At 70.5% G+C, this 25406-nt stretch carries 23 protein-coding genes and 1 pseudogene; 7 read left to right on the top strand and 17 right to left on the bottom strand.

What is annotated here, in order from left to right; all coding sequences use genetic code 11:
* Positions 1–56 precede the first annotated feature (56 nt).
* Positions 57–545 (top strand): MarR family transcriptional regulator, encoded by a 489-nt coding sequence (locus tag AB0C19_RS23055; RefSeq protein ID WP_238683578.1) that lies wholly within the window; start codon positions 57–59, stop codon positions 543–545.
* A 1-nt stretch (position 546) separates the two neighbouring features.
* Entirely contained in the window at positions 547–1425 is an 879-nt protein-coding gene (locus AB0C19_RS23060; RefSeq protein WP_357188471.1) for a putative RNA methyltransferase, read from the top strand.
* 2 nt (positions 1426–1427) lie between these two features.
* Here the strand turns inward: AB0C19_RS23060 and AB0C19_RS23065 are convergent, their stop codons facing one another.
* The 11 genes from AB0C19_RS23065 to AB0C19_RS23115 all read right to left on the bottom strand — a co-directional run bounded on the left by AB0C19_RS23065 (position 1428) and on the right by AB0C19_RS23115 (position 14654).
* On the bottom strand, positions 1428–2108 hold the full coding sequence (locus AB0C19_RS23065) for a DUF4272 domain-containing protein (protein ID WP_112677367.1): 681 nt from the start codon (positions 2106–2108) through the stop codon (positions 1428–1430).
* Between the two features lie 110 nt (positions 2109–2218).
* Positions 2219–3502: a thymidine phosphorylase gene (locus AB0C19_RS23070; RefSeq protein WP_357188474.1), complete on the bottom strand. Its 1284-nt coding sequence runs from the start codon at positions 3500–3502 to the stop codon at positions 2219–2221.
* A gap of 184 nt (positions 3503–3686) precedes the next feature.
* Positions 3687–4397: a cytidine deaminase gene (locus tag AB0C19_RS23075; protein ID WP_357188476.1), complete on the bottom strand. Its 711-nt coding sequence runs from the start codon at positions 4395–4397 to the stop codon at positions 3687–3689.
* A gap of 191 nt (positions 4398–4588) precedes the next feature.
* Positions 4589–5869, bottom strand: coding sequence for an ABC transporter permease (locus AB0C19_RS23080; RefSeq protein ID WP_357188478.1), 1281 nt, complete (start codon positions 5867–5869; stop codon positions 4589–4591).
* Between the two features lie 3 nt (positions 5870–5872).
* Positions 5873–7246, bottom strand: a complete 1374-nt coding sequence (locus AB0C19_RS23085) for an ABC transporter permease (RefSeq protein WP_357188480.1) — start codon at positions 7244–7246, stop codon at positions 5873–5875.
* Positions 7243–8874 (bottom strand): ABC transporter ATP-binding protein, encoded by a 1632-nt coding sequence (locus AB0C19_RS23090; RefSeq protein WP_357188517.1) that lies wholly within the window; start codon positions 8872–8874, stop codon positions 7243–7245. Before AB0C19_RS23090 ends, AB0C19_RS23085 begins: the two co-directional genes overlap by 4 nt.
* 190 nt (positions 8875–9064) lie before the next feature.
* Positions 9065–10132, bottom strand: coding sequence for a BMP family ABC transporter substrate-binding protein (locus AB0C19_RS23095; protein ID WP_357188519.1), 1068 nt, complete (start codon positions 10130–10132; stop codon positions 9065–9067).
* A gap of 277 nt (positions 10133–10409) precedes the next feature.
* Positions 10410–10751 (bottom strand): hypothetical protein, encoded by a 342-nt coding sequence (locus AB0C19_RS23100; RefSeq protein WP_357188482.1) that lies wholly within the window; start codon positions 10749–10751, stop codon positions 10410–10412.
* Positions 10752–10837: 86 nt separating this feature from the next.
* Positions 10838–11767 carry a sugar ABC transporter permease gene (locus AB0C19_RS23105; RefSeq protein ID WP_357188484.1) on the bottom strand — a complete coding sequence of 310 codons (930 nt, stop codon included), beginning with the start codon at positions 11765–11767 and terminating at the stop codon, positions 10838–10840.
* Complete coding sequence (locus tag AB0C19_RS23110; RefSeq protein ID WP_357188486.1) at positions 11764–13404, bottom strand: ABC transporter permease subunit; 1641 nt, start codon at positions 13402–13404, stop codon at positions 11764–11766. Before AB0C19_RS23110 ends, AB0C19_RS23105 begins: the two co-directional genes overlap by 4 nt.
* Positions 13404–14654: a maltose ABC transporter substrate-binding protein gene (locus AB0C19_RS23115; protein ID WP_357188488.1), complete on the bottom strand. Its 1251-nt coding sequence runs from the start codon at positions 14652–14654 to the stop codon at positions 13404–13406. Before AB0C19_RS23115 ends, AB0C19_RS23110 begins: the two co-directional genes overlap by 1 nt.
* 199 nt (positions 14655–14853) lie before the next feature.
* Here AB0C19_RS23115 and AB0C19_RS23120 point away from each other — a divergent pair, with 199 nt between their 5' ends.
* The 3 genes from AB0C19_RS23120 (at position 14854) to AB0C19_RS23130 (ending at position 18145) form a co-directional block, all read left to right on the top strand.
* Positions 14854–15900, top strand: a complete 1047-nt coding sequence (locus tag AB0C19_RS23120) for a LacI family DNA-binding transcriptional regulator (protein ID WP_357188490.1) — start codon at positions 14854–14856, stop codon at positions 15898–15900.
* A 32-nt stretch (positions 15901–15932) separates the two neighbouring features.
* The gene (locus AB0C19_RS23125; protein WP_357188492.1) at positions 15933–17567 is read left to right on the top strand and encodes a glycoside hydrolase family 13 protein; all 1635 of its coding nucleotides are present in this window, start codon (positions 15933–15935) and stop codon (positions 17565–17567) included.
* 206 nt (positions 17568–17773) lie between these two features.
* Positions 17774–18145, top strand: coding sequence for a VOC family protein (locus tag AB0C19_RS23130; protein WP_357188521.1), 372 nt, complete (start codon positions 17774–17776; stop codon positions 18143–18145).
* Between the two features lie 4 nt (positions 18146–18149).
* Here AB0C19_RS23130 and AB0C19_RS23135 read toward each other — a convergent pair whose 3' ends face one another.
* The 6 genes and pseudogenes from AB0C19_RS23135 to AB0C19_RS23160 form a co-directional block, all read right to left on the bottom strand.
* The gene (locus AB0C19_RS23135) at positions 18150–18587 is read right to left on the bottom strand and encodes a hypothetical protein (RefSeq protein WP_091394593.1); all 438 of its coding nucleotides are present in this window, start codon (positions 18585–18587) and stop codon (positions 18150–18152) included.
* An 81-nt stretch (positions 18588–18668) separates the two neighbouring features.
* Positions 18669–19055, bottom strand: a complete 387-nt coding sequence (locus AB0C19_RS23140; protein WP_357188495.1) for a GntR family transcriptional regulator — start codon at positions 19053–19055, stop codon at positions 18669–18671.
* Positions 19055–19981: a YhjD/YihY/BrkB family envelope integrity protein gene (locus AB0C19_RS23145; protein WP_357188497.1), complete on the bottom strand. Its 927-nt coding sequence runs from the start codon at positions 19979–19981 to the stop codon at positions 19055–19057. Before AB0C19_RS23145 ends, AB0C19_RS23140 begins: the two co-directional genes overlap by 1 nt.
* 124 nt (positions 19982–20105) lie before the next feature.
* Positions 20106–20633: a 2'-5' RNA ligase family protein gene (locus AB0C19_RS23150; protein ID WP_357188523.1), complete on the bottom strand. Its 528-nt coding sequence runs from the start codon at positions 20631–20633 to the stop codon at positions 20106–20108.
* 67 nt (positions 20634–20700) lie between these two features.
* Complete coding sequence (trpS, locus tag AB0C19_RS23155) at positions 20701–21726, bottom strand: tryptophan--tRNA ligase (protein ID WP_357188499.1); 1026 nt, start codon at positions 21724–21726, stop codon at positions 20701–20703.
* A 264-nt stretch (positions 21727–21990) separates the two neighbouring features.
* A pseudogene (locus AB0C19_RS23160) lies at positions 21991–22971 on the bottom strand (hemolysin family protein); the annotation flags it as partial.
* A gap of 195 nt (positions 22972–23166) precedes the next feature.
* Here AB0C19_RS23160 and galE point away from each other — a divergent pair.
* On the top strand, positions 23167–24150 hold the full coding sequence (galE, locus tag AB0C19_RS23165; RefSeq protein ID WP_357188501.1) for a UDP-glucose 4-epimerase GalE: 984 nt from the start codon (positions 23167–23169) through the stop codon (positions 24148–24150).
* Positions 24147–25316 carry a galactokinase gene (gene galK, locus AB0C19_RS23170; protein WP_357188503.1) on the top strand — a complete coding sequence of 390 codons (1170 nt, stop codon included), beginning with the start codon at positions 24147–24149 and terminating at the stop codon, positions 25314–25316. Before galE ends, galK begins: the two co-directional genes overlap by 4 nt.
* The last annotated feature ends 90 nt before the right edge of the window (positions 25317–25406 follow it).

A 25406-nucleotide genomic window follows, 5' to 3' on the forward strand; every position in this document is an offset into this window, starting at 1 on the left:
TCATCGAATCTATAGGCAGGTCGATGACGTGTCAACGAAAGCGCTAGACTCTGCGGATGGACGCACCCCGGTGGCTGGACGAGCGCGAGGACCGCGCCTGGCGCGGCTACCGCCGGATGCGTCGACTGCTCGACCTGGAGCTGGCCCGGGAGCTGGCCCAGGACGCCGGCCTCTCCGAGCCGGACTACGACGTGCTGTCCGACCTCTCCGAAACACCGCATGGGCAGCTTCGCCTGCGGGAGCTGGCAGACCGCATGCTGTGGTCGCGCAGCCGGCTCTCCCACCACCTGACCCGGATGCAGCAGCGCGGCCTGGTGACCCGCGAGGAGTGCGCCGACGACGCCCGGGGCTCGGTCGTCGTCCTCACCCCCGCTGGGCGGCAGGCCATCGAGTCCGCCGCCCCCGGCCACGTGGCCGCCGTCCGCCGGCACCTGATCGACCTGCTCACGCCGGCGGAGATCGACGCCCTCGGCGCGCTGACCCACCGGGTGGTCGACCACCTCGGCGGGCGGGCCCCCCAGCCACGGCACGACGCGGAGGTCTGACGTGGACCCCCGCATCCTCGACCGGCTGCGCTGCCCGGTCTGTGGCGAGCCGCTGGCCGAGGCGGCCGCCGGCACGACCAGTGCGCTGCGTTGCCCGCGCCGACACAGCTTCGACATCGCTCGGCAGGGGTACGTCAACCTCCTCGCCGGGCGCGCCCCGCACGTCGGCGACAGCGCCGAGATGGTCGCCGCCCGGGCGGACTTCCTCGCCGCCGGGCACTACGACAGCATCTCGGCCGCCCTCTCCGACGCCGCGAGGGAAGCCGTCGTTCGGCTCCGCGCGACGCCGACGCCCGACTTCGGGGCGTACCCCCTGGTGGTGGATGCCGGCGCCGGCACCGGCCGGTACCTCGGCGCGGTGCTGGCGGCGCTGCCGGACGCCGTGGGTCTGGCCCTGGACGTGTCCAAGCCGGCGCTGCGCCGCGCGGCCCGCGCGCATTCGCGGGCCGCCGCCGCGCTCGCCGACACCTGGCAACGACTGCCGCTCGCGGACGCCTCGACCGCCGTGCTGCTGAACGTCTTCGCCCCGCGCAACGGCCCGGAGTTCCACCGGGTGCTCGACCCGGCCGGCACGTTGCTGGTGGTCACGCCCGACACCGACCACCTCGCCGAGCTGGTGGACGCCCTCGACCTGCTGCGGGTGGACCCGGACAAGGCCGACCGGGTGGCCGCCAGCCTGGGCGGGCACTTCACGCCGGTCAGCTCGGCAGTGCACCGGGCGGAGCTGGCGCTGGCCCGGCCGGAGGTCGCCACACTGGTCGGGATGGGCCCCAGCGCCTGGCACACCGACCCGGCCGCGCTCGCCACCCGGCTGGCCGCGCTGCCCGAGCCGGTCCCTGTCACAGTGGCGGTCCGGCTCGACATCCTGCGACCTCGCTGACCTCAGGTGGAGAGGTCGACCTCTTCCCAGCCGGGCGGCTCGTCGTGGTACGGCCCGCGCAGGATCACCGCCCACTCCAGCGCCCAACGCCGCTGCCCGATCGCGTTCGCGTCGACCAGGCCCGGCGCCCGCCGGCCGCCGCGCTCGGTCTCCAGGTACGCCCAGTCCAGGCAGTAGTGCAGGTCGAGCAGGGCGGCCGCGTCGGCCGGATGCTGCGGCGCGGTGAGGATCCGCGAGCGCCAGTGCGGAAAGGTCTCCCCCTCGGCGATGTGCGGCAACCGCTCGACCAGCCGCTCGTCGACGGCCAGCGTCGGGTCGAGCTGCTTGCTCAGCCCGAGCACCCACGCCAGCGCGAAGAGCGCGTCGTGGTGCAGCACGAACGACCTGTGGTCGCCCTTGCCGCCCATCACGAACTGCCACTCCGGCGGGGTCACCATGTCCACCAGGTGCGAGCCGAGCAGCCAGCTCATCGCCGCCTGCGGGGGCATCCCGAAACAGCGGGCCAGGATCAGGTGCAGCACCGCGATCCGCGCCTCGATCTCCACTGTCGGGCGTAGATCGATCTGGTCACCCGGCTCCCAGACGAGGGGAAACTGGGCCGGCGGCAACGGCAGGCCGAGCCGGGACAGCTCGTCCAGGCTCGCCTCGCGCACCTCACGAGGGTCGGGGGCAGCAACGGTCACGGCGGATCTTCCTGTCTGCTCGCGCCGGCGCAAGGCCGGTTATCCCCCCTTGGCCTGCGACAATAGCGCTCCCAGGTGACCGGCACCACGCCAGGGCGACGCCGGATCGATCAGCCGATGCGTTCGATGACCAACGACGTCGCCGCCGGGGCCGTCGGCGCGATCCGCACCGCGTTGGCGGCCTCGGTCAGCGCTGCCGGAATCCGGGTCGCGTCGTCGGCACGCAGCTCGTAGAGCGCGTCACCGGCCCGCACCTCGTCACCCGGCCGCTTGTGCAACACCACACCGGCCGGCACGCTGACCGGGTCCTCCTTGCGCGCCCGACCCGCGCCGAGCCGCCATGCCGCAACCCCCATGGCGTACGCGTCGACGGCCGCGACGTACCCGTCCCGCTCGGCGCGGACCACCTCCACCTCGGCAGCCGTTGGCAACGGCGCGTCCGGGTCGCCGCCCTGCGCCCGGATCATCGCCCGCCAGGAGTCCATGGCCCGGCCGTCGCGCAGCGCCGCAGCCGGATCGGCGTCCGGCAGACCGGCGGCGTCGAGCATCTCCCGGGCCAGTGCGAGGGTCAGCTCGACCACGTCGGCCGGTCCACCACCGGCCAGCACCTCGACCGACTCGGTCACCTCGACCGCGTTGCCGATCGCCAGGCCGAGCGGGGTGGACATGTCGGTGAGCAGGGCGACAGTCCGCACCCCGTGCGCACCGCCCAGCTCGACCATGGTGCGCGCCAGCTCGCGGGCCTGGTCGACGGACTTCATGAAGGCGCCCGAGCCGACCTTGACGTCGAGGACCAGCGCCCCGGTGCCCTCGGCGATCTTCTTACTCATGATCGAGCTGGCGATCAGCGGGATCGCCTCCACGGTGCCGGTCACGTCACGCAACGCGTACAGCTTGCGGTCGGCGGGGGCGAGCCCGGCACCGGCCGCGCAGATCACCGCACCGACCTCGTCGAGCTGGGCGATGAACTCGTCGTTGCTCACCGCGGCCCGCCAGCCCGGGATGGACTCCAACTTGTCGAGCGTGCCGCCGGTGTGCCCGAGACCCCGGCCGCTCAGTTGCGGCACTGCCGCGCCACACGCCGCCACCAGCGGGGTGAGCGGCAGAGTGATCTTGTCGCCGACGCCGCCGGTCGAGTGCTTGTCGACAGTCGGCCGGCGTACCGCCGACAGGTCCAACCGCTCACCACTGGCGATCATCGCAGCGGTCCACCGAGCGATCTCCGGGCCGGTCATGCCGTTGAGCAGGATCGCCATGGCCAGCGCGGACATCTGCTCGTCGGCGACAACCCCCCGCGTGTACGCGTCGACCACCCAGTCGATCTGCGCGTCCGACAGCACACCCCCATCCCGCTTGACCCGAATAACGTCAACCGCCGCAAAACCACTACTCATCAGAAGATCTTCCCTAGTCGGATGGAGATGCCGCCCCGCAACCGTGCCCTGGGACGGCGGGTGCCCACGACGGGGCCGGGGCCGACCGTGCCCGGCGGAGGGATCACGCCTGACCGCCCGGAGCCAGGCACGGTCGGCCCCGGCCCCCAACCGCAACCAAACCCAAGCTCAACCAACCCCAAGCTCAACCAGCGGCCCAGCGCACCGGAATCTCCGCCGGCGGCTCGCCCTCACCGGCCCAGAAGATGGTGCCGGTGGCGTCCACCACCACCACCCGGGGCGTCCGGGCCAGGCCCCAGGTGATCACCTCGGCCGGGTCGTCCCAGCTCGGCGCCTCCTCCAGTACCCCGGTCTCGGCGCCGGCGTCGTCTCCGGCCGACCGCTCCCAGTACGCCGTCCAGACCTGCTGACCAGCGGACATGTCCGGGTGCACGAAGACGGTGCCGCGCCCGCGCCAGGCGGCGAGCCGCTCCGGGACCACCGGCACCGGCGTCTCCCCGGTGACGGCCTCCAGGTCCTCCACGCCGAAGGCGTGCGGCAGCAGCTCGGCCATCCGCAGTGGCCGGGTCTTGCTCTCGATAAGGCACTCCGGCCCGCCGTGCTCCCAGAGCAACTGCCGGCAGCGACCGCACGGCATCAACGGCTCGCCGGTCGCGTCGACGCAGGAGAGCGCGACGAGCCGGCCGCCACCGGTGGCGTGCAGGCTGGACACGACCCCGCACTCGGCGCAGAGCGTCACCCCGTACGCGGCGTTCTCCACGTTGCAGCCGACCACCACACGGCCGTCGTCGACCAGCGCGGCCGCGCCGACCGGGAACGTCGAGTACGGCGCGTACGCGTGCCTCATCGCTTCGATGGCGGCGGCGCGCAACTGCGCCCAGTCAATGTCGGTCATGTCATCATCCTGCCGAAGTAGCCCAGGTCAGAAGCCGTCGGGGTACTGCGAACGGCACGTCGGCCCGCGGTGAGGCGCACTGCTCGCGCCGGCCCGCCGGCCGCGTCGATCATGCAGTTGTGGTGGGCGACAGGTGCAACTTCGCGACTTCTGTGTGGCACCACAACTCCATGATCGACGACCAGCGCGGGTCAGCCCTTGATGTACGGCTTGCCGTCGGCGGCCGGTGCCCGGACCCGGCCGACAAGCCCGGCGACCGCCAGGATGGTCGCCAGATACGGCAGCATGGCCAGGAACTGGCTGGGGATCGAGCTGCTGATCGCGCCCAGGTAGGTGGCGAGCTGGTCGGCGAAGCCGAAGAAGAGCGCGGCGAGCAACGCGCCGGTCGGGTTCCACCGGCCGAAGATCAGCGCGGCCAGGGCGATGAAGCCCTTACCGCCGATCATGTTCTTGGTGAACGAGTAGAGCGCCAGCGTGTAGGACGCGCCGCCGATGCCGGCGACCACGCCGGCCAGCAGCACGTTGCGGTAGCGCACCCGCAGCACCTTGACGCCGAGCGTGTCGGCGGCGATCGGGTGCTCGCCGACCGAGCGGGTCCGCAGCCCCCACCGGGTGCGGAACAGCCCGATGTGGATCACCAGCACCAGGAGCAGCCCGAGGTAGAGGAAGATGTTGCCGCGGAACAACGCCGGCCCGAGCACCGGAATGTCCTTCAGCAGCGGGATCTCCCAGTTGCTGAAGCGGGGCGCGCTGTTGTACTTCGCGGCGTCGGTCTGCATCAGCCGCTCGTAGAGGAAGCCGGTGACGCCGACGGCCAGCAGGTTCAACACGATGCCCATGACGACCTGGTCGACCAGGTAGCGGATGGCGAAGACCGCCAGCAGCAGCGAGATGAACGCGCCACCGAGAGCGGCGGCGACCAGGCCCACCCACACGCTGCCGGAGATGCTGCCGAACAGGGCCCCGCTGAACGCGCCCATCAGCAGTTGGCCCTCGATGGCCACGTTGACCACGCCGGACCGTTCGCAGAGCACCCCGGCGAGCGCGCCGAAGATCAGTGGCAGGGCCAGGATGAACGTGCCCCGGATGATGTTGACCAGCGGCATGAAGTTCTGCCCGGCCGGCGCGGCGGAGACCTGCCAGCAGAGGAACGACAGCACGAAACCGACGAGCCCGACGCTGAGCACGGGAAGGAACCACCGCTTCGGCACCCCGGCGAGCAGCGCCGCTCCGGCAGCGATCGTGATGATCCCGAACAGGATCGCCCCGATGGTGCCGTTGATCTCCAGTGCGGCGCCGGCCGCGTCGTCGCTGAGAGTGAATCGGGCCTGCTGGTCGGTGGCGAGCGCGCCGAAGAGCACCGCTGACAGCAGGCCGAGCGCCAGCAGCGTGAGACCGACCTTCCGGCTACGGGTCCAGAAGCCCTCGTCGACCGGGGCGACCGCGATGTCGGGGACAGCCATGGTGGACATGAGTTACCAGCCCTTCGCCAGGCTCGTCTGCAACCGGGCGGCACGCGCGGCCCGGAGCTGGAAGATCGCCTTCACCAGGGCCGGTGCGGCGATGAAGATGACGATCAGCGCCTGGAGCACTGTCACCAGCTCCAGCGAGATCCCGGAGTACGACTGCATCCGGTTACCACCGGCTTGCAGCGCCCCGAACAGCAACGCGGCCAGCAACACCCCCCAGGGCTTCACCCGCCCGAGCAGCGCCACCAGGATGCCGTCGAAGCCGATCTGCGCTACCACCAGCGGGGTCAACGCGCTGGCGGTGGAGCCGAGCACCATGTTCGAGCCGCCGAGGCCGGCCAGGATTCCGGCGAAGACCATGATCAGGATGTACGTGCGGGTGACGCTGATGCCAGCGGTCCGGGCGGCGTCCGGGTTGGCGCCGACCGCGCGCAGCTCGAAACCGAGCGTCGAGCGGTTGAGCAGCCAGGCGACTGCCCAGGTGGCCAGCACGGCGAGCAGGATGCCGGCGTGCACCCGCAGGTTGTCGCCGAGCAGTCGGGGCAGTTGGGCGGAGGTGTCCACCGCCTTGCTGATCGCGTCGGTGCGGTTCGGGTCCTGCACGCCGTTCTGCACGATCAACCAGGTGAGGAAGTACGTGGCGACGTAGTTGAGCATGATCGTGTTGATCACCTCGTGCGCGCCGGCACGGGCCTTGAGGATGCCGGGGATGAAACCCCAGATCGCCCCGCCCAGCGCGCCGGCCAGCACCGCCACCAGCAGGTGCAGGCCGGGCGGCAGCGGCAGCAGGAAGCCGGCCAGCGCCGCCATGATCACGCCGATGGTGGCCTGGCCCTGGGCGCCGATGTTGAACAGGCCGCCCCGGAAGGCCAGCGCCACCGACAGGCCGGTGAAGACCAGCGGCGCCGCGTAGGTCAGCGTCTCCGAGATCGGCGCGAGCACTGCCTGCCAGCCGTTGGCCCCGTCCACCCAGCCGGAGAAGGCCTCGGGGTCGAAGATCGAGCCCTTGAACAGGTTCGCGTACGCCTCGCTGACGAGCGTCCAGCTGGAGTTGATCGCGTCGGACGGACGCGAGGTGATGTACGAGTAGGTGGAGAGCACGTCGGGATCAGAAATGATCATCAGCACCGCGCCGACCACGATCGCCAGCACCAACGACAACAGGGTCACAGTGAAGGTGTTGGCCGCCCAGAGGTTGTCCAGGAAGAACCGGCCCAGACTCGGCTTCGGCTCGGGCTCGGGGCCCGGCTTCGCCGCCGAGCGGTCCGGCTCGGTCGCCACCTCGGCGCGTTCCGTGTTGCCGAGCGCGTTCTGCGCGGCCTGCGCCTCGCTCGCCGGCTCCTTGTCCGGGGAGCCCGACTGCGGGTTGGGGTTGGTCATGACTCGTCCTCGCTCGCGGAGCCTGCGTCGCTCGCCGGGCCCCCGTCGGCCGCTGCGCTGTCGGCGGCGGTCGCCGCACCGGGCTTGTCGGCGGCGGGTGCTGCGATGGCGTCGTGGGCCTCGTCCGGGCTGATGCCGGCCATCAGCAGGCCGATCTCCTCACGCGGGGTGTCCGGGCCGACGATGCCGATGATCCGGCCGCGGTACATCACAGCGATCCGGTCGGCCAACCCGATCACCTCGTCGAGTTCGCTGGAAACCACCAGAACGGCGGTGCCGATGTCTCGTTCGCGGATGACCTGGCTGTGGATGAACTCGATCGACCCGACGTCGACGCCACGGGTCGGCTGGGCGGCGATGAGGAGCTTCAGCGGCCGGGACAGCTCCCGGGCCACGATCACCTTCTGCTGGTTGCCGCCGGAGAGGGTGCCCACCGCCGCGTCGGCCGATGAGGTACGAACGTCGAACTGCTCGATCCGCTCCTTCGCGGACGCCGCGATCGCGTCCGGCTTCAGCGCGAGCCCGGCACCGAACGGCGGCCGGTCGTAGATGTCCAGCACCAGGTTCTCCGCGACGCTGAACTCCTTGATCAGGCCGTCCACGCTGCGGTCCTCGGGCACGTAACCGACGCCCGCCCGGAGCACCTTCTTGGGCTTCCAACCGTTGATCCGGTCGCCGGCCAGGCTGATCGTGCCGGCGAGCACCGGGCGCAGGCCCATGATCGCCTCGATCAGCTCGGTCTGACCGTTGCCCTGGACGCCCGCCACGCCGAGCACCTCGCCCGCGCGCACTGTCAGGTCGACGCCGTCGACAGCGCGGATCTGCCGGTCGTCGTCGACGACCAGCCCGGACACCTCCAGCATCGGTTCGCCCGGCGTGGCCGGGGTCTTGTCAACGGTGAGCCGGACGTTGCGTCCGACCATCAACGCGGCCAGCTCATCCCGGCTGGCCTCCGGCGAGGCGGTGCCGACGGTCTTTCCGCGTCGGATCACGGTGATCCGGTCGGCGATGGCCTTGACCTCGCCGAGCTTGTGGGTGATGAAGACGATCGACTTGCCGGCCGCCTTGAGCGACCGCATGACCGTCAGCAACTCCTCGGTCTCCTGCGGGGTGAGCACCGCGGTCGGCTCGTCCAGGATGAGCAGGTCGACGTCGCGGGTGAGCGCCTTGACGATCTCGACGCGTTGCTGGATGCCGACCGGCAGGTCCTCGATCACCGCGTCCGGGTCGACCCGCAGGTTGTAGCGCTCGGACACCTCGGCGACCTCGCGCCGGGCCCGCCGCCGGTCCAGGAAGCCGGCGATGCCGCCCCGGACCTGCTCGGCGCCGAGCATGATGTTTTCGGTGACGGTGAAGACCGGCACCAGCATGAAGTGCTGGTGCACCATGCCGATCCCGGCCCCGATGGCGTCGGACGGGCCCTTCAGCTTCAGCGGCTTGCCGTCGACCAGGATCTCGCCCTCGTCGGGCTGGTAGAGCCCGTAGAGCACGTTCATCAGGGTCGACTTGCCCGCGCCGTTCTCGCCGAGGAGGGCGTGAATCTCTCCAGGCTCCACCGTCAGGTCGATGTGATCGTTGGCGACCAGATCACCGAACCGCTTGGTGATGCCGCGCAGTTCGAGTCTCAGCGCAACCTCCTGGAGTGCGAGCGATGGTGCAGCCTAGCTGCCGTCGTACCGGCCGGAACGGACCGGCCGCCGTGGTGCGCGATCGGCCGCTCCGACCCCGCGGGGTATCCGCAGAGCCAGAGCGGCCGATCGGTTCGTACCTGTCCCCCGCCGGCCTCCCGATGATCTCACCGGAGCGGCCGGCCGGTTGTCACTTGGTCGGCTGGGCCTTCGAGGTGACGGTGATGGTGCCGGCGGCGATGTCCGCCTTGATCTTGTCGACCTCGGCCTTCAGCTCGGCCGGAACCTTGCTGTCGAAGTCGTGGTACGGGGCGATCGAGACACCGGTGTTGGCCAGGGTGCCGACGAAGCCCGGCTTGGCCTGCAGCTTCTCGCCACCGGCGGCCTTGACCACTGCCTCCTTGACGGCCTCCGGGATGTTCTTGACCACGGTGGTCACGATCGCGGAGCAGTCCGGGGTGCTCTCGCAGCCGTCGACGTCCACCCAGATGGTGCTGTACTTGCCACCCGACGCCTTGGCCGCGGCCGTGGTGCCGAGGCCGGAGCCGCCGGCGACCGGCATGATGATGTCCGCGCCCTGGGCGACCAGCGCGTCGGAGACCTTCTTGCCCTCGTCCTGCTTGTCGAAGGCGTTGGAGAAGGAACCCTTCTGGGTCTCCTTGTTCCAGCCCAGGGCCTGGACGTTCTTGCCCTTGGTGGTGTTGAAGTACTTCACACCGTCGACGAAACCGTCCATGAAGATGGTCACCGGCGGGATCGGCACGGCACCGTAGGTGCCGACCTTGCCGCTCTTGCTCATCCCGGCGGCCAGGTAGCCGGCCTGGAACGCGGCCTGGGCGGTGTCGAACTGCATCGGGTAGACGTTGGCGTCACCCGGGTTCGCGTCGACGATGCCGAACTGCTGGTTCGGGTTCGCCTTGGCGATCTTCGAGGTGGCGTCGCCCATCAGGCCACCGACCGCCAGGATGAAGTCGCACTTCTGGTTGACGAACTGCGTCAGGTTCGGCTCGTAGTCGGCCTCGGCCTTCGACGCGACGTACTTGATGTCGATGTTGTCGTTGGCGGCCTTGGCCTCCTGCAGGCCCTTCCAGGCCGAGGCGTTGAACGACTTGTCGTCGATGCCGCCAACGTCGGTCACCATGCAGGCGCTGAACTTCTTGGCGCCACTGCCGGCGTTGTTGTCATCCTTGGGCGCCTCGCCACAAGCGGCGGCGGTGAGCGCGAGCCCACCCACCGCGAAGATCGAGGCGATCCGCATCCCACGCACCGAGCGCAAGACGTCTCCTTCCCATTGCACACCGCGCCTTGTGCGGTGGCAGCCCATCAGCCGACCTGCGGGTGTGCCGCCGGCTGTCCCACGTTACGGACGGGAGCGTACGCCCGCGTCCACCCACCGGCCGACAATCGTGCACGACTGTTGAGCGCCTGTTACCCGGGTGTAACCCTTGCGTGGGGCAAGTCACTCTTCGTGCTGGTAAGCAAGCGCCGTGGCGTCCGCAACGTCCGTTTTCTGGAGACGTTTTCCTCCTCGGACGTTACCGCCAAAAGACCGCGACCGCCGCGTTGACCAGGGTCAGACCGACGATCGCGAGGAAATGACCGCGGTTGACCACGTCCCGCTTCCGGGAGAAGAAGACCATGACGAAGATCAGCAGCGCGATCACCAACTTCGTCACAAGTTTCGCCGGTGCCGGCTCGTCGCCGTCGCGCAGCGGCGCGGAGAGGCCCAGCCCGGTCAGCAACTGGATCACCGCGCCCCACAGCATGGCCGGGTTGATCCTCAGCCGACCGCTGGCGTACTGGGTGATCGAGCCACCGAGCAGCAGGGCGAACCCGATCAGATGGACGTAGAGAAGGATGAGTCGGAGTGCTTCCACGCCGCCCATCCTCCCCTATCAACGACAGTTTGTAGTAGTGGGTAGGCCGGTCGGCGCGTCCCAGCCGCCCGGCCACTGTCGACGGCCTACCCCTTCACGGCGCCGGAGGTGAGGCCGGAGACGATGTAGCGCTGGAGAAACTGGAAGACCAGCACCGTCGGGATCGCGGTCAACAGGGTGCCGGCCGCGAAGATGCCGAAGTTGGTGTTCCGCTCGCCGCCCTGCAACATGCCCCGCATGCCGACCGCGAGGGTCTTGGCGTCCGTGTCGGTGAGGAAGACGCTCGCCATCAGGAACTCGTTGATGGTGTTGATGAAGGCGAGCAGCCCGGTCACCGCGAGGATCGGCGCCACCAACGGCAGCATGATCCGGAAGAAGACCTGGGCGTGTGAGGCGCCGTCCACGGTGGCCGACTCGTCCAGCTCCCGGGGCAGGGTGTCGAAGAAGCCCTTCATCAGCCAGGTGTTCACTCCGAGCGCGCCACCCAGGTAGAGCAGCAACAGACCCCACGGGGTGTTGAAGCCGATGGCCGGCCACAGGTCGGTGATCGTGCCGAAGATCAGGAAGATCGCGACGATCGCCAGGAACTGCGGGAACATCTGGATCAACAGCAGTGACAGCAACCCCACCCGTCGCCCCTGAAACCGCATCCGGGAGAAGGCGTACGCCGCGAGCGCGGAGAGAAAGACCGAGGCGAACGCTGCCCCGCCAGCGATGAGCAGCGAGTTCAGAAACCAGTCAGCGAACTCGGTGCGCGCGAACAGATTCCCGAAGTTCTCCAACGAGACCCCGCCGGTCGGCACCAACTCGGTGGACGACAGGGTGCCGAGCGGATTGAGCGCCGCCGAGACGACGAACACGAGCGGAAAGAGACTGAACAGCACGCCGAGCAGGCCGACCAGGTGCCGCCAGCCGACCTCGGCGAACCATCGCTTCCTACGCTTACCCGCGTCGCTGTTGACCGCCGCCGGGCCGTTCGCGCCGCCCGTGACGGCGGTGCCGGTGAGCATGGTCATGCGTACACCTCCTCCTGTTGGCGGGTCCGCCGGAAGCTGACCGCCGACACCACCGCGACGATGGCGAAGATGAACAGCGAGATGGCCGCGGCGAAGCCGAACTGTGCGGCCTGCCCGCCGAACGCCAGCCGGTAGGTGTAGGTGATCAGCAGGTCGGTGGCGCCGTTGCTGGGGTTGTCCGCCGGGAACGGCGCGCCCTCGGTGGTCAGGTAGATCGCGTTGAAGTTGTTGAAGTTGAACGCGAACGACGAGATCAGCAGCGGCGAGAGCGCGACCAGCAGCAGCGGCAGGGTGACCGCCCGGAACGACTGCCAGCGCGACGCCCCGTCGACCGAGGTGGCCTCCGTCAACTCCCGCGGGATGGCCTGAAGCGCGCCGGTGGCCACCAGGAACATGTACGGGTAGCCGAGCCAGAGCTGCACCAGGATCACCGCGGCGCGGGCCGACCAGTCCTGCCCGAACCAGTCGACGCTGAGCCCGAACAGATTGTTGATCAGCCCGAAGTCGGTGTTGAACATGTCCCGCCAGACCAGCAGCATCGCGAACGACGGCATGGCGTACGGCAGGATCAGCAACATCCGGTAGAGGTTGGTGCCCCGCATTCGGGGCGAGTGCAGCGCCAGGGCGATCACCATGCCGAGGATGAACGTGCCGCCGGTGGAGCCGATGGCGAAGGCGAAGTTCCAGATCAGCGTGCCGAGGAACGGCCCGGAGATCCGCTCGTCGGTGAGCACCCGGGTGAAGTTGGACAGCCCGACGTTCACCTTCCAACCCTGGGCCAGCCGCTCGCCGTCAGCGGCGACGAACGCGCCGACCTCGCCGTCCGCGGTCCAGGTCTTGCCACTGTCGCTGTCAGTGACGCAGTCGCAGCCGGCGTCGTACGCCCGGACGGCCCTGCCCTCGTACGCGCGGGACAGGCCGGACGAGCGCAGCGCGCCTCCGGCGGTCGGCACCACAAGGTCCGTGATGTCCTTGCTGCGGGCGCTGGCCTGGCCGAAGTTCAGCACTGTGTAGCCGTCGGCCGCGGTGACCTTTCCGCCGGGGCCGACGGTGGCCGCGCCGGGATCGAGCGGGCGCAGGCCCCCGGCGTCGCCGACGGAGACCGTGTCGGTTCCTGGCTTGGTGATCAGGAAGACCAGGGCGCCGGTGGCTGGGTCGCCCTTGGTGGCGACCGACAACGGGTACTGGGTGGACCCCGGGACCTGCTTGACCGAGGAGCTCTGGATCGCGACGATCGCGTCGTCCTTGCTGCCGCGGTGGCCGTCGCCGAAGTTGGTGAAGGCAGTGCTCGCGGTGTAGAGCACCGGCACGACCTGGAAGGCGATCAGGAAGAGCGTGCCGGGGATGAGGTACTTCGCCGGGACGTGCCGGCGGCCCAGGTACAGATAGAACAGTGCGGCGGTGGTCAGCACCAGCACCGCCAGCCCGACCCACTTCTCGGCCGCCACGAGCGGGAAGGCCGCCCAGATCGCGATCCCGGCCACCAGGCCGAGCAGGATCACCTTCGCGGCGAGGCCGGCCGCGGTGATCGGCGCGTGGTTGCGCGCGGTACGGGAGGTGCGCGGGGGCTCGGTGCGTACGGGCCCCCGGCCCGGGGCCTGCTGGGCAGACCCCGGGCCGGACAGCGGTGTGCTCATTACTTGATCGAACCGGCGATCGTCTTGCCGGCCGCGGTCACAGTGCTTGTCGGGTCGGCGCCGCCGATGACGGCGGCCTCGGCCTTGCCGAACGGGTCCCAGATCGCTGCCATGGCCGGGATGGCCGGGAGCACCTGGCCGTTCTTGCCGGCCTCGATGAACTTGGCCAGGTCCGGGTCGCTGCTCTTGACCTGTTCCAGCGCGGCGGTCAGCGCCGGCGGGCGCGGGTCGGCCTGGTAGAGCGCCACGGCCAGGTCCGGCGTGGTGACATAGTTGGCGACGAACTCCTGTGCGAGAGCCTTGTTCTTACCCTTGGCCGCCACGTAGAAGGACTGGACGCCCACGAACGGCGCAGCCGCCTTGCCGCCGGCGAAGCCGGGAACGGCGGAGACGTCGTACTTGATGCCGGCCTTCTTGACGTCGGCGGTGGCCCACGGTCCGGAGACCAGGAAGGCGCACTTCTTGCCGGTGAAGGTGGCGGTCGAGTTGGTGTCGGCGATCGAGCGCTTCAGCACGCCCTCGCCCTTCTCGCCGAGCGCGGCGATCTTCTTGAACGCGGCGATCGACTCCGGCTTGCCCACGCCCAGGTCCTTCGGGTCGTAGTCGCCGTTCGCCGTGGTGCCGAAGAGGTAGCCGCCGGCCGAGGTGTACAGCGGGTAGATGTGGTACGCGTCGCCCTTCTGGCCGACCTGGAGGCAGAGCGTCTCGGTGACCTTCTTCTGCGCCTTGAGCTGCTTGCCGGTGGCGACCAGGTCCTCGATCGTCTTCGGTGCCTCGGGGGCCAGTTCGGTGTTGCGGATCAGCGCCAGGTTCTCCTGGGCGTAGGGCACGCCGTAGAGCTGGCCGTTGAACGTGACGGCCTTGACGGCGGTCTCGTTGAAGGCGGCCTTTTGTTCGTCGGACAGCTGCACCGGGTCGATGGCACCGTTCTGGACCAGGTTGCCGATCCAGTCGTGCGCGCCGATCACCACGTCCGGGCCGCCGCCCTGGCTCGACACGGTCACGAAGTTGTTCTGGAGGTCCTCGTTCGGGACGGCCTGGACCTCGACGCTGACACCGTTCTCCTGGCCGAACTTGTCGGCGAACGGCTTGAGGGCGGCGGTCCGCTTGTCGTCCGCCCAGATGACCAGTTTGCCGCCGGCGGCCTTGGGGGTGTCCTTCGCGGCCGGCTCATCGCTGTCGCCACCGCAGCCTGAGGCGGCGAGCGCCAGGGCGAAGAGGGCGACCACACCCGCGGTACGGATGCGCATCGGTGCTCCTGTCGTCATGGCGGGTCGCCGGGGGAAGGGCGGGCCCGCCAGTGGAAACCTCTGGAAGTTCTTGCCAACCGGCGCATGGATGTTGCGCCGCTGCTCTCGCATGTTGCGGGGACGTTAGCAAGACGTTGCAAGTAATGGAAGGGCTTGCAGAGCACCCCGCAAGAACTTGCCGGTGGGCTAAAGTGCCGCCATGCGCGCTCGACTGTCCGACATCGCCCAGCAGGCCGAAGTCAGCGAGGCCACGGTGTCGCGGGTGCTCAACGACCGCCCCGGCGTGGCCCCCGAGACCCGGCAGGCCGTCCTCACCGCCCTCGACGTGCTCGGGTACGAGCGCCCGGCCCGGCTGCGTAAGCGCAGCGCCGGGCTGGTCGGCCTGGTGGTGCCTGAGCTGGACAACCCGATCTTCCCCGCCTTTGCCCAGGTCATCGAGTCCACACTGGCGCAGAGCGGTTTCACCCCGGTGCTCTGCACCCAGACCGCCGGCGGCGTGACCGAGGACGAGTACGTGGAGATGCTGCTGGACCGGCAGGTCTCCGGGATCGTCTTCGTCTCCGGTCTGCACGCCGACACGGCCGCCAACCACGACCGCTACCGGGCGCTGCTCGCCCGGCCGTTGCCGGTCGTGATGATCAACGGGTACGTGCCCGACATCGGCGCGCCCTTCGTCTCCTGCGACGACCGGGAGGCAGCCGAACTGGCCGTCGCCCACCTGGTCGCGCTCGGGCACCGCCGGATCGGCCTGATCACCGGCCCGGACCGGTTCGTCCCGGTGCAGCGCAAGGTGGCTGGCTGGCGCTCCGCGATGACCCGGCTGGCCGGCGTCGCCGAAGCCGACCTCGGCCCGCTGGCCGAGCTGTCACTGTTCGGAGTGGAGGGTGGTGAGGCGGCGGCCGGCCGCTTGTTGGACCGCGGCGTCACCGGCGTGGTCTGCGGCTCCGACCTGATGGCGCTCGGCGCGATCCGGGCTGCCCGCCAACGCGGCCTCGACGTGCCCAACGGCCTCTCCGTGGTCGGCTATGACGACTCCCCGCTGATGGCCTTCACCGATCCGCCGCTGACCACCATGCGGCAGCCGGTCACCGCGATGGCGGTGGCCGCCGTCCGCGCCCTGGTGGACGAGATCAACGGGCACGGCGCCCCGCACTCGGAGTACCTGTTCCGCCCGGAGCTGGTGGTGCGCGGCTCCACAGCTGTCGCGCCGAGTTCCGCACGCTTGTCTTACGCAAGATCTGCTTGACTCTTGCAGCGGCGGGCCGGCATATTGCTCGGATGATCAGCACCGCCGCCCCGCCGCACGCCACCGACGACGACTGGTGGCGCTCCGCTGTCGTCTACCAGGTGTACGTCCGCAGCTTCGCCGACAGCGACGGCGACGGCACCGGCGACCTCCAGGGCATCCGGCAGCGCCTGCCGTACCTGCGCGACCTCGGGGTGGACGCGCTGTGGCTGACACCCTTCTACACCTCGCCGATGATCGACGGCGGGTACGACGTGGCCGACTACCGGGACGTCGACCCGATGTTCGGCACCCTCGCCGACTTCGACGCGATGATCACCGACGCGCACGCCCACGGCCTGCGGATCATCGTCGACCTGGTGCCCAACCACACCTCCAGCGCGCACCACTGGTTCACAGCGGCGCTCGCCGCCGGCCCCGGCTCACCGGAGCGGGCCCGCTACCTCTTCGCCGACGGTCAGGGCGCGCACGGCGAGTTGCCCCCGAACGACTGGGAGAGCATCTTCGGCGGCCCCGCCTGGACCCGGATCGCTGACGGTCAGTGGTACCTGCACCTGTTCGACACGTCGCAGCCGGACCTGAACTGGCGTCACCCGGAGGTCCGCGCCGAGTTCGAGGACGTGCTGCGGTTCTGGCTGGACCGGGGCGTCGACGGATTCCGCGTCGACGTGGCGCACGGCATGATCAAGGCGGAAGGGCTGCCGGACGTCGGCTTCAGCACGGCGACCACCGGCCAGCGCCAGGTCGAACTGCTCGGCAAGGGCCGGCTGCCGTACTTCGACCAGGACGAGGTCCACGAGATCTACCGAGCCTGGCGGCCCATCCTGGACAGCTACCCGGGCGGCCGGATGGCGGTCGCCGAGGCGTGGGCCGAGACGCCACAGCGCCTGGCCCGCTACATCGGTCCGGACGAGTTGCACCAGGCGTTCAGCTTCGACTTCCTCGACGCCACCTGGTCGGCCGACTCGTTCCGCAAGGTGATCGACACCGCGTTGGCCGAGGCGACAGTGGTCGGGGCGCCGACCACCTGGGTGCTGTCCAACCACGACAAGCAGCGGCACGTCACCCGGTACGGCGACGGCGTCGAAGGGCTGCGCCGAGCCCGGGCCGCCAGCCTGCTGATGCTCGCCCTGCCCGGCTGCGCCTACCTCTACCAGGGCGAGGAACTGGGCCTGCCGGAGGTCCTCGACCTCCCCGACGAGCTGCGCCAGGATCCGGCGTTCCTGCGCACCGGCGAGAGCCGCGACGGCTGCCGGGTGCCCATCCCGTGGAGCGGCGAGCTGGCCCCGTACGGCTTCGGGCCGGCCGGCAGTGAGCTGAGCTGGCTCCCCGCCCCGGCGCTCTGGCAGGCGCTGTCCGTCACGGCGCAGACCGGCGTGCCCGGCTCGACCCTGGAGCTGTACCGGACCGCGCTGCGGATCCGCCGCGTTCATCCCGCGCTCGCCCTCGACGCCGACGGGGTCACCTGGCGGGAGAGCGAGCCGGGCGTGCTGGCCTTCTCCCGCTCCGCCGGCGCGTCAGTGCTGACCTGCGTGGTCAACTTCAGCGGCGCGCCGGTCGTGATCGACGGGTACGGTCAGCCGCTCGTCGCCAGCGCCGAGCTCACCGAACAGGGCTCCGGCCAACTGCTGCCAATTGACGCGGCAGTCTGGTTGGAACGGCGCTGAACGGGTAACTCGTTCTCGACCTGGTCGTTCGTCGTGCCCCGCGCCGACGGGCGACTGGGCTACCGGCCCCTTGTGGTGGGGGGTGAGGTGCCACCGGCGCCGCGCGGAGTCCGCTCCGCGTGGCGCCGGTGTCCGTGTGCCGCCGGTGGTTAGACCCGCAGATGGCACGGGTACCGCATCGGGAACCATCACTACGGAGGTGACCCATTGTGGTACGGATCGCCCAATGCACGCTCGACGTCGAGGACCTGGACCTGATGGTCGCCTTCTGGTCCGCGGCGCTCGGCTACGAGGTAGAGAAGGGCGACGACGGCAGCGCCAAGCTCTGGCCGCCGGGCAGGCCGTCAGCAGCCGCGCCCACCGTCTGGTTGCAGGGCTCGGGCACCGCCAAGCGAGGCAAGAACCGGCTGCACCTCGACCTGGTCGCGGACACGGACCCCCGCTCCGAGGTACGGCGGCTGCTGAGCCTCGGCGCGCGGCAGGTCGACGTCGGGCAGACCGGGGCCGAACAGTTCACTGTGCTCGCCGATCCCGAGGGCAACGAGTTCTGCGTGCTGGACCGCGCACCGACCCGCTGACGCCTCACTTCGCGGTGAGCAACGCCGCGATCCGGGTGAAGCCGGCGCGTACCTCGGCCTCGTCCGGCGGTTCGGCGGGCTCACCGTGCCCGGCCTCGTCGGCTGCCGCGTCCAACTCCTCGTCGATCACGTCCTCGAAGTCCCCGTACAGGTCGGCACCCTCCACCTGGCGGGCCTCGTCCTCGGCGGCGACCTGGGCGGCGGCGATCTCGCTGCGGATCTCGTCGGCGGACAGCGCCGGCAGCAACGGCTCCACCACTGCCATCAACTGCTCCTCGGCCACCACCGCCTCGGCCAGGGCCAACGCGTGCGGTCGCTCGTACGGCCCGCAGACCACCGGCTCCCACTCGTCGAGGTCACCGAGCGGACCGAAAGTGATGATCCATGGCAGGCCGAGAAGAGGTGAGTCCGCCGGCAGGTCCAGTGTCATGAGTGCGCCCACCGGCTCATCATGGTCCGCGAACGCGAGCGACGACGCCGTTCTGCTCAGTTATCGCCCGTCCGACTGTCGATCGGCGGCCGGTCAGCCGGGGCGGACCGCGTCCAGGGCGGCGCGGACCAGGGCGAGCGCGGTGGCCGGTGGCACACCGAGCCTGGCCGCCTCCGCCGCGTAGCCGGCCGCCGCCCGCTGCAACCTGTCGACGGCGTCGTCCCGCCCGGGGGCGACGAAGGTGCCGTTGCGCCCCCGGGTCTCCAGCAGCCCGGCCGTCTCCAACTCACGGTAGGCGCGGGCCACAGTGTTCGCTGCCAACCGCAGGTCGGCGGCGAGCTGCCGCACTGTTGGCAGTCGGCTGCCCACCGGCAACCGGCCGTCGCCGATCAGCTCGGCGAGCTGCACGCGCACCTGCTCGTACGGGGGGACCGACGAGTCCGGGTCGACCGAGATCAGCACCTGCGCGCCTTCCGTCATCAGCCCGCACCGCCCGGCGTTCCGGGGTCGATGCCCTCGTCGACATCCTTCGGTGGGGCGGGGGTTTCCGCCAGGTCCACCACTCGGCCGTTGGTGCTGGTCGCCAGGAGCGCCGCGCCGAACAGCACCAACTGGTTGAGCAGATAGAGGTAGAGCAGCAGACCGACGGCGCCGGCCACCACGGTGTACGCCGGGTTCCGCTCGGTCCGCACCACGTAGTACCGCCCGACGGTGTTCAGCAGCGTGATGCCGACAGCCACCAGCACCACCACCGGGCGCAGCCGGGACCGGCTCATCCGCAGCCGGGGCACGGCCAGCAGCAACGCGGTGGCGAGCACCGTGTTGACCAGCACGCTGAGCACCGCGCTGATGGTGGTCAGACCCACCGACCCGGTGCTGCGCAGCAGGAAACGCAGCAGCGACTCCAGCGCGTCCACCGCCGCGACCGAGAGGCCGAGTAGCACGAAGACGCCGATCATCACGCCCAGGTCGACGAGCCGCCGCACCACGAGATTGCCCGGCTGCTGGTTGAGCTGGTACATCAGCCGCTGCGAGGACCTGATGGCCTCGACCCAACCGATCCCGGTGAAGACCAGGATGACCAGGCCGACCACACCGACAGTGCCGCTGGAGTTGGCGATCTGCTCGGCGTCCAGGAACGGCAGATTCTCCTTGAGGAAGTCGGCCGCCGCCGCGCTGACCTCGTCGTTGTCCTCCAGAATCGCGCCGAAGATGGAGAACGCGACCAGGGCGAGGGCGAACACGGCGAAGAAGCCGTAGTAGGCGATCGCGGCGGCCAACCGGCCGGCCAGCACCTCGCCGTACAGCACCCCGGCCCGCCACACATGATCGAAGAGCCCCGACCGGTGGCGCGCGGCGCTCACCCAGCGGTCGATGCCCGCCTCGATCTGGCCGATCACGTTCACGCGATCATCCTCGCCGATCTCCCACCGCTGTAGTGGCAACCGGCTCCCGATGCTCGCCGGCCGGCGCGTCGCCGGTGCTTCAGGTGCTGACGGTTCGGTTGCTGGCGGTTCGGTTGCCGGCGTTTCAGGTGCCGAGGCAGAAGTCCCGACGGGGCTGCCACCTGGCCTGCCCGCTGTGCGAGAAGAGGGTGAACCCGTCGACCTCGAACATCGCGGAGAAGTCGGCCAGATCCTCGTACACCTTGTCCAGGGCCTCCGGTGCCACGTCCTGAGCCACTGTGACGTGCGGATGGTACGGGAACCGGAGTTCGCGGTGCAGGCCCGGTGCCGCGGCGATCGCCGCGGCCAGCAGTTCGCACTCGCTGATCCCGGCGGCCACCGCGACGAACACCACCTGGGTGACCGGGCGGAACGTGCCGGTGCCCCGCAGGTGCAGCGTGAACGGCAGGTGCGCGGCGGCGACGGCAGCCAGGTGCCGCTCGACCGCCGGCAGGTTTGCCGTCCGGATCTCGGTGGGTCCGAGCAACGTCACGTGCGCGGGCACCGCCAGCGGATCACCGGCCTCGACCCGCCGCCGGGTGAGCAGGGCACCCCACGGTTCGGGGATGTCCACCGCGATGCCGATCTGGATGGTGTCGCCGGTCGGCGGCATCCCGCCACTGCGATCCACGCTTCGCGCCGCCCCTCCGGCCACCGAGCCGTCCACCTGTACCGCGGAGCTACTCGCCGCGCACGGGCGGGAAGAACCCAACCCGCTCGTACGCGGACCGCAGGGTCGTCGAGGCCACCGCACGGGCCTTCTCCGCGCCGGCCGCGAGCAGCTTGTCCAACTGCGCCGGATCGTCGAGATAGGCGCGGGTGCGCTCCTGGATCGGCCGGACGAAGTCCGTCACCACCTCGGCCAGCTCCTTCTTCAGATCGCCGTAGCCACGGCCCGCGTACGCGGCCACCAGCTCGTCGATGCCGCGGCCGCTGAGCGCCGAGTAGATGGTCAACAGGTTGGACACACCCGGCTTGGTCTCGGCGTCGAAGACGATCTCCCGGCCGGTGTCGGTCACCGCCGAACGGATCTTCTTCGCGGACCGGGCCGGATCGTCGAGCAGGTCGATGATGCCGGCCGGCGAGGACGACGACTTCGACATCTTCGCGGTCGGGTCCTGCAGGTCGGTGATCTTGGCAGTGTCCTTGACGATGTGCGGCGCGGGCACAGTGAAAGTCGCGCCGAACAGCGAGTTGAAGCGCTGGGCCAGATCCCGGGAGAGCTCCAGGTGCTGGCGCTGATCCTCGCCGACCGGGACCGCGTTGGCCTGGTAGAGCAGGATGTCGGCGGCCTGGAGGACCGGATAGGTGAACAGCCCGACGCTGGCCCGCTCGTTGCCCTGCTTCTGCGACTTGTCCTTGAACTGGGTCATCCGGCTGGCCTCGCCGAAGCCGGTGATGCAGCCGAGCACCCAGGCCAGCTGCGGGTGCTCGGGCACCTGCGACTGGACGAACAGGGTGCTGCGTTCCGGGTCGAGCCCGACTGCGAAGAGCTGGGCCGCTGCCACCCGGGTCCGCTGGCGCAGCAGCGCCGGATCATGCCCCGCGGTGATGGCGTGCAGGTCCACCACGCAGTAGAACGCGTCGTGGGTGTCCTGTAGCGCCACCCAGTGCCGCACCGCGCCGAGATAGTTGCCGAGGTGGAACGAGTCGGCTGTCGGCTGGATGCCGGAGAAGACGCGGGGCCGGGCGGGAACGTCGGACATGGCGATAATTCTGTCAGCAAGCAACCCGGTCCGTCATGACGGGCCGGCGGGTCGGCTCCGGCCCGCCGGTGCCGGGGTGCTGACCTCGCGTGGTTCGCCCGCGCCGACCCGGCGCGTCGGCCCGACCGCGACCCGGCGGTGCTGCTCCGCCACCGCCTCCCGGGCCGGCTCGGGGCCACCTGCCGAGGCCGACGCGGACTCGCGGCGCCGCCCGGTGCTCGGCTCACGGCCCGGCTCGGTGCCCTGCTCGCGGCGCTGCTCGGTGCCCTGCTCGCGGCGCTGCTCGGTGCGGGCGGCGGAGACGGCGAGTTGGGCCACCCGGCGGCCGTCCAACGTGAGCACCCGCAGCAGCCAGCCAGCCAGCAGCTCGGCCGGATCGGGCGCGCCGACGTCGGCGGCGGGCTCACCCGGCACCGGCACCTCGTCGCCGGTCACCGGGAGCCGGCCCAGCGCGGCCATGACGAACCCGCCCACCGTCTCGTACGGTCCGGCGGGTAGTGCCACCCCGGTCCGCTCGGCGAAGTCAGCGAGGTTGAGGCGGCCGTCCACCACGGCGGGCAGGCCGGCATGCACCGGGTCCGGGGCGGCGTCGTACTCGTCGTGGATCTCGCCGATCAACTCCTCGATGAGGTCCTCCAGGGTGACGATTCCGGCCGTGCCGCCGTACTCGTCGACCACCACCGCGAGGTGCTGGCCCTCCCGACGCATCTCGGTGAGCGCGGCGAGCACCCGCTTGCTGCCCGGGAGCCGCTTCACCTCGCGGGCCAACTCGCCGACGGTGACGCACGGGTCGGCGTCCGGGCGCAGCAGTACGTCACGGAGATGCACGAAGCCGACCACGTCGTCGTGCGTGCCGTCGGTGACGGGGTAACGGGTGTGCGTTTCGGCGCGGACCAGTCGGGCGGCTTCGACGATGGTCAGCCGCGCCGGGAGGAAGACGACCTCGGTGCGCGGCATCATCACCTCGCGGATCAGACTGGCGCCGGCCACCAGGACCTCGTCAATGATCCGCCGCTCGTCCGGGTCGAGCACCGTGTTCGCCGCGACCAGGTCCCGCAGGTCGGCCTCGGAGATGTGCTCCCGGCCAGCCGTCGGACCGGTCCCGAGCAGGTCGGTGACGAGTCGGGTGGCACCATCCGCGGCGCGGACCAGCACCCGGGCGACGGCCCGCGCGAGCGGGCCAGGGTCGCGGCGGGGGTGTGCCCGCGCCTGTCGCCGGAGCCCGGTACGGGCCGCTTCCCGCATGACAGAGATGGTAGACACCGTGGGCCCACCACGCCGGGGATCACGCGGAGCGGCGGAGAGATGTTCGGCTCTGTTTAATCATGAGAGATTATGATGGAATGGGGTTGACGGTGGCGACGGCGAGAGCGCCGGCCACCGCCCTAGTGTGATCACCGAAGGGCCACGTCCCGGGCGGGCCAGGCAGGAGGCAACGACGTGAAACTGCTCGTCACCGGGGGCGCCGGCTTCATCGGGAGCGTGGTGACCCGGATGCTGCTCGACGCGGGTCACCAGGTGGTCATCCTGGACGACCTGCGCACCGGCCACCGCGAGGCCCTCGCCCCGGACGCCACCCACGTGGAGGCGTCCATCCACGACGCCGCCCAGGTCATCACCGCGGACGCCGGGTTCGACGGGGTGCTGCACTTCGCCGCCCTGATCGCCGCCGGCGAGTCGATGGTCAAGCCGGAGCTGTACTGGCAGAACAACACCATCGGCACGCTCGCCCTGATCGACGCCGTCCGGGCCGCCGGGGTGCCCCGGATGGTCTTCTCCTCCACCGCCGCCGTCTACGGCAACCCCACCGAGCTGCCCATCACCGAAAACGCGGTAAAGGCCCCCACCAACACGTACGGCGCCACCAAACTCGCCGTCGACATGGCACTCACCTCCGAGGCGATCGCGCACGGGCTGGCCGCTGTGTCGCTGCGCTACTTCAACGTGGCCGGCGCGCACCTCGACGGCGACATCACGCTCGGCGAGCGGCACGACCCGGAGACGCACCTGATCCCGATCGCGCTGGACGTCGCCGCCGGCCGGCGGGAGAAGCTCCAGCTCTTCGGGGACGACTACCCAACAGTCGACGGCACCTGCGTCCGCGACTACATCCACGTCGCCGACCTGGCCCGCGCGCATCTGCTGGCGCTGGACGCGGCCACCGGCGGCCAGCACCGGATCTACAACCTGGGCAACGGCAACGGCTTCACCAACCGGCAGGTCGTCGACGTGGTCCGCGAGGTCACCGGGCACCAAATGCCCGTCGAGGTCGCGCCGCGCCGCGAGGGCGACCCGGCCGAGTTGGTCGCATCCTCCGCGCTGGCCCGCGAGGAGCTGGGCTGGGTGCCACAGAAGCCGACACTGCACGACATGGTCGGGGATGCCTGGGCGTTCTACCGCACGCACATCCTGGGCCAGTCATGAGTCACCCGAGCAGTGATGTCGCCGAGCGGGCCGCGGCCGGCTTCTCCGCGCAGTTCGGTGCCGAGGCCGCCGGCCGCTGGGCAGCCCCGGGCCGGGTCAACCTGATCGGTGAGCACACCGACTACAACGAAGGCTTCGTGCTGCCGTTCGCCCTGCCGATGCGCACCGTCGTCGCGGCCGCCCGACAGGACGGGGAGCACTGGACGGCCTGGTCCGAGCTCTCCGGCGAGGCGATCACCTTTGGCGCGGACGACGTCGCCGAGCCGGGTCGAGTCACCGGCTGGGGCGCGTACGTCGCGGGTGTGGTCTGGGCGCTGCGCGAGGCCGGTCACCCGGTGCCGGGCGCCCGGCTGGCGATCGCCTCCGACGTGCCGCTGGGTGCCGGGCTCTCCTCCTCGGCCGCACTGGAGTCGGCAGTGCTGGCTGCCCTGCTCGACCTCGGCGAGCTGGAGCTCGCCCCGGAACTGCAACCCCGGCTGGCGCAACGGGCGGAGAACGTCTACGTGGGCGCGCCGACCGGCATCATGGACCAGTCCGCGGCGATCCGTTGCCGCGCCGGGCACGCCCTCTTCCTGGACTGTCGCGACGAGTCGGTCGAGCACATCCCCTTCGACCTGGACGCCGACGGGCTGGCTGTGCTGGTCATCGACAGCCGGGCACCGCACCGCCACGCCGACGGGGAGTACGCGGCCCGCCGTCGCTCCTGCGAGGCCGGGGCCAGCGCGCTCGGCGTTGCCGCGCTGCGCGACGTGGGCGTCGACCAGCTCGACGCCGCGTTGGCTCGGCTCGACGACGAGGAGACCCGGCGGCGGGTCCGGCACGTGGTGACCGAGGACCAGCGCGTACTGGACACAGTGGCGCTGCTCCGCGCCGCCCGGGTCCGCGACATCGGCCCGCTGCTGACCGCCTCCCACGTCTCGATGCGCGACGACTTCGAGATCACCGTGCCGGAGATCGACACCGCGGTCGAGGCAGCGTTGGCGGCCGGCGCGCTGGGTGCCCGGATGACCGGCGGCGGCTTCGGCGGCTGCGTGCTCGCGCTGATCGAGGCCGACAGTGCCGACGCGGTAGCCGCCGCCGTGACCGACGCGTACGCGCAGCGAGGTTTCACCGCCCCCGGCACCGTGACGGTCCTCCCCTCCCCCGGCGCCACCCGCCTGCCCTAACCCACCCCCACCCCCACCCCCACCCCCACCCCCTCCCACCCCCCTCCCACCTCCCTCCCACCCCCACCCCGCCGGTGATCAAGAGGTTTG

The organism is Micromonospora sp. NPDC048842 (assembly GCF_040649935.1).
GTDB lineage: Bacteria > Actinomycetota > Actinomycetes > Mycobacteriales > Micromonosporaceae > Micromonospora > Micromonospora hortensis.

Excerpts from the sequence above, each read along its gene's own strand:
- AB0C19_RS23070 (WP_357188474.1), bottom strand. The coding sequence starts at position 3,502 with ATGAGTAGTGGTTTTGCGGCGGTTGACGTTATTCGGGTCAAGCGGGAT.
- AB0C19_RS23125 (WP_357188492.1), top strand. The coding sequence starts at position 15,933 with ATGATCAGCACCGCCGCCCCGCCGCACGCCACCGACGACGACTGGTGG.
- AB0C19_RS23080 (WP_357188478.1), bottom strand. The coding sequence starts at position 5,869 with ATGTCCACCATGGCTGTCCCCGACATCGCGGTCGCCCCGGTCGACGAG.
- AB0C19_RS23105 (WP_357188484.1), bottom strand. The coding sequence starts at position 11,767 with ATGACCATGCTCACCGGCACCGCCGTCACGGGCGGCGCGAACGGCCCG.
- AB0C19_RS23120 (WP_357188490.1), top strand. The coding sequence starts at position 14,854 with ATGCGCGCTCGACTGTCCGACATCGCCCAGCAGGCCGAAGTCAGCGAG.
- trpS (WP_357188499.1), bottom strand. The coding sequence starts at position 21,726 with ATGTCCGACGTTCCCGCCCGGCCCCGCGTCTTCTCCGGCATCCAGCCG.
- AB0C19_RS23110 (WP_357188486.1), bottom strand. The coding sequence starts at position 13,404 with ATGAGCACACCGCTGTCCGGCCCGGGGTCTGCCCAGCAGGCCCCGGGC.
- galK (WP_357188503.1), top strand. The coding sequence starts at position 24,147 with ATGAGTCACCCGAGCAGTGATGTCGCCGAGCGGGCCGCGGCCGGCTTC.
- AB0C19_RS23150 (WP_357188523.1), bottom strand. The coding sequence starts at position 20,633 with ATGCCGCCGACCGGCGACACCATCCAGATCGGCATCGCGGTGGACATC.
- AB0C19_RS23055 (WP_238683578.1), top strand. The coding sequence starts at position 57 with ATGGACGCACCCCGGTGGCTGGACGAGCGCGAGGACCGCGCCTGGCGC.
- AB0C19_RS23095 (WP_357188519.1), bottom strand. The coding sequence starts at position 10,132 with ATGCGGATCGCCTCGATCTTCGCGGTGGGTGGGCTCGCGCTCACCGCC.
- AB0C19_RS23075 (WP_357188476.1), bottom strand. The coding sequence starts at position 4,397 with ATGACCGACATTGACTGGGCGCAGTTGCGCGCCGCCGCCATCGAAGCG.
- AB0C19_RS23140 (WP_357188495.1), bottom strand. The coding sequence starts at position 19,055 with ATGACGGAAGGCGCGCAGGTGCTGATCTCGGTCGACCCGGACTCGTCG.
- AB0C19_RS23115 (WP_357188488.1), bottom strand. The coding sequence starts at position 14,654 with ATGCGCATCCGTACCGCGGGTGTGGTCGCCCTCTTCGCCCTGGCGCTC.
- AB0C19_RS23085 (WP_357188480.1), bottom strand. The coding sequence starts at position 7,246 with ATGACCAACCCCAACCCGCAGTCGGGCTCCCCGGACAAGGAGCCGGCG.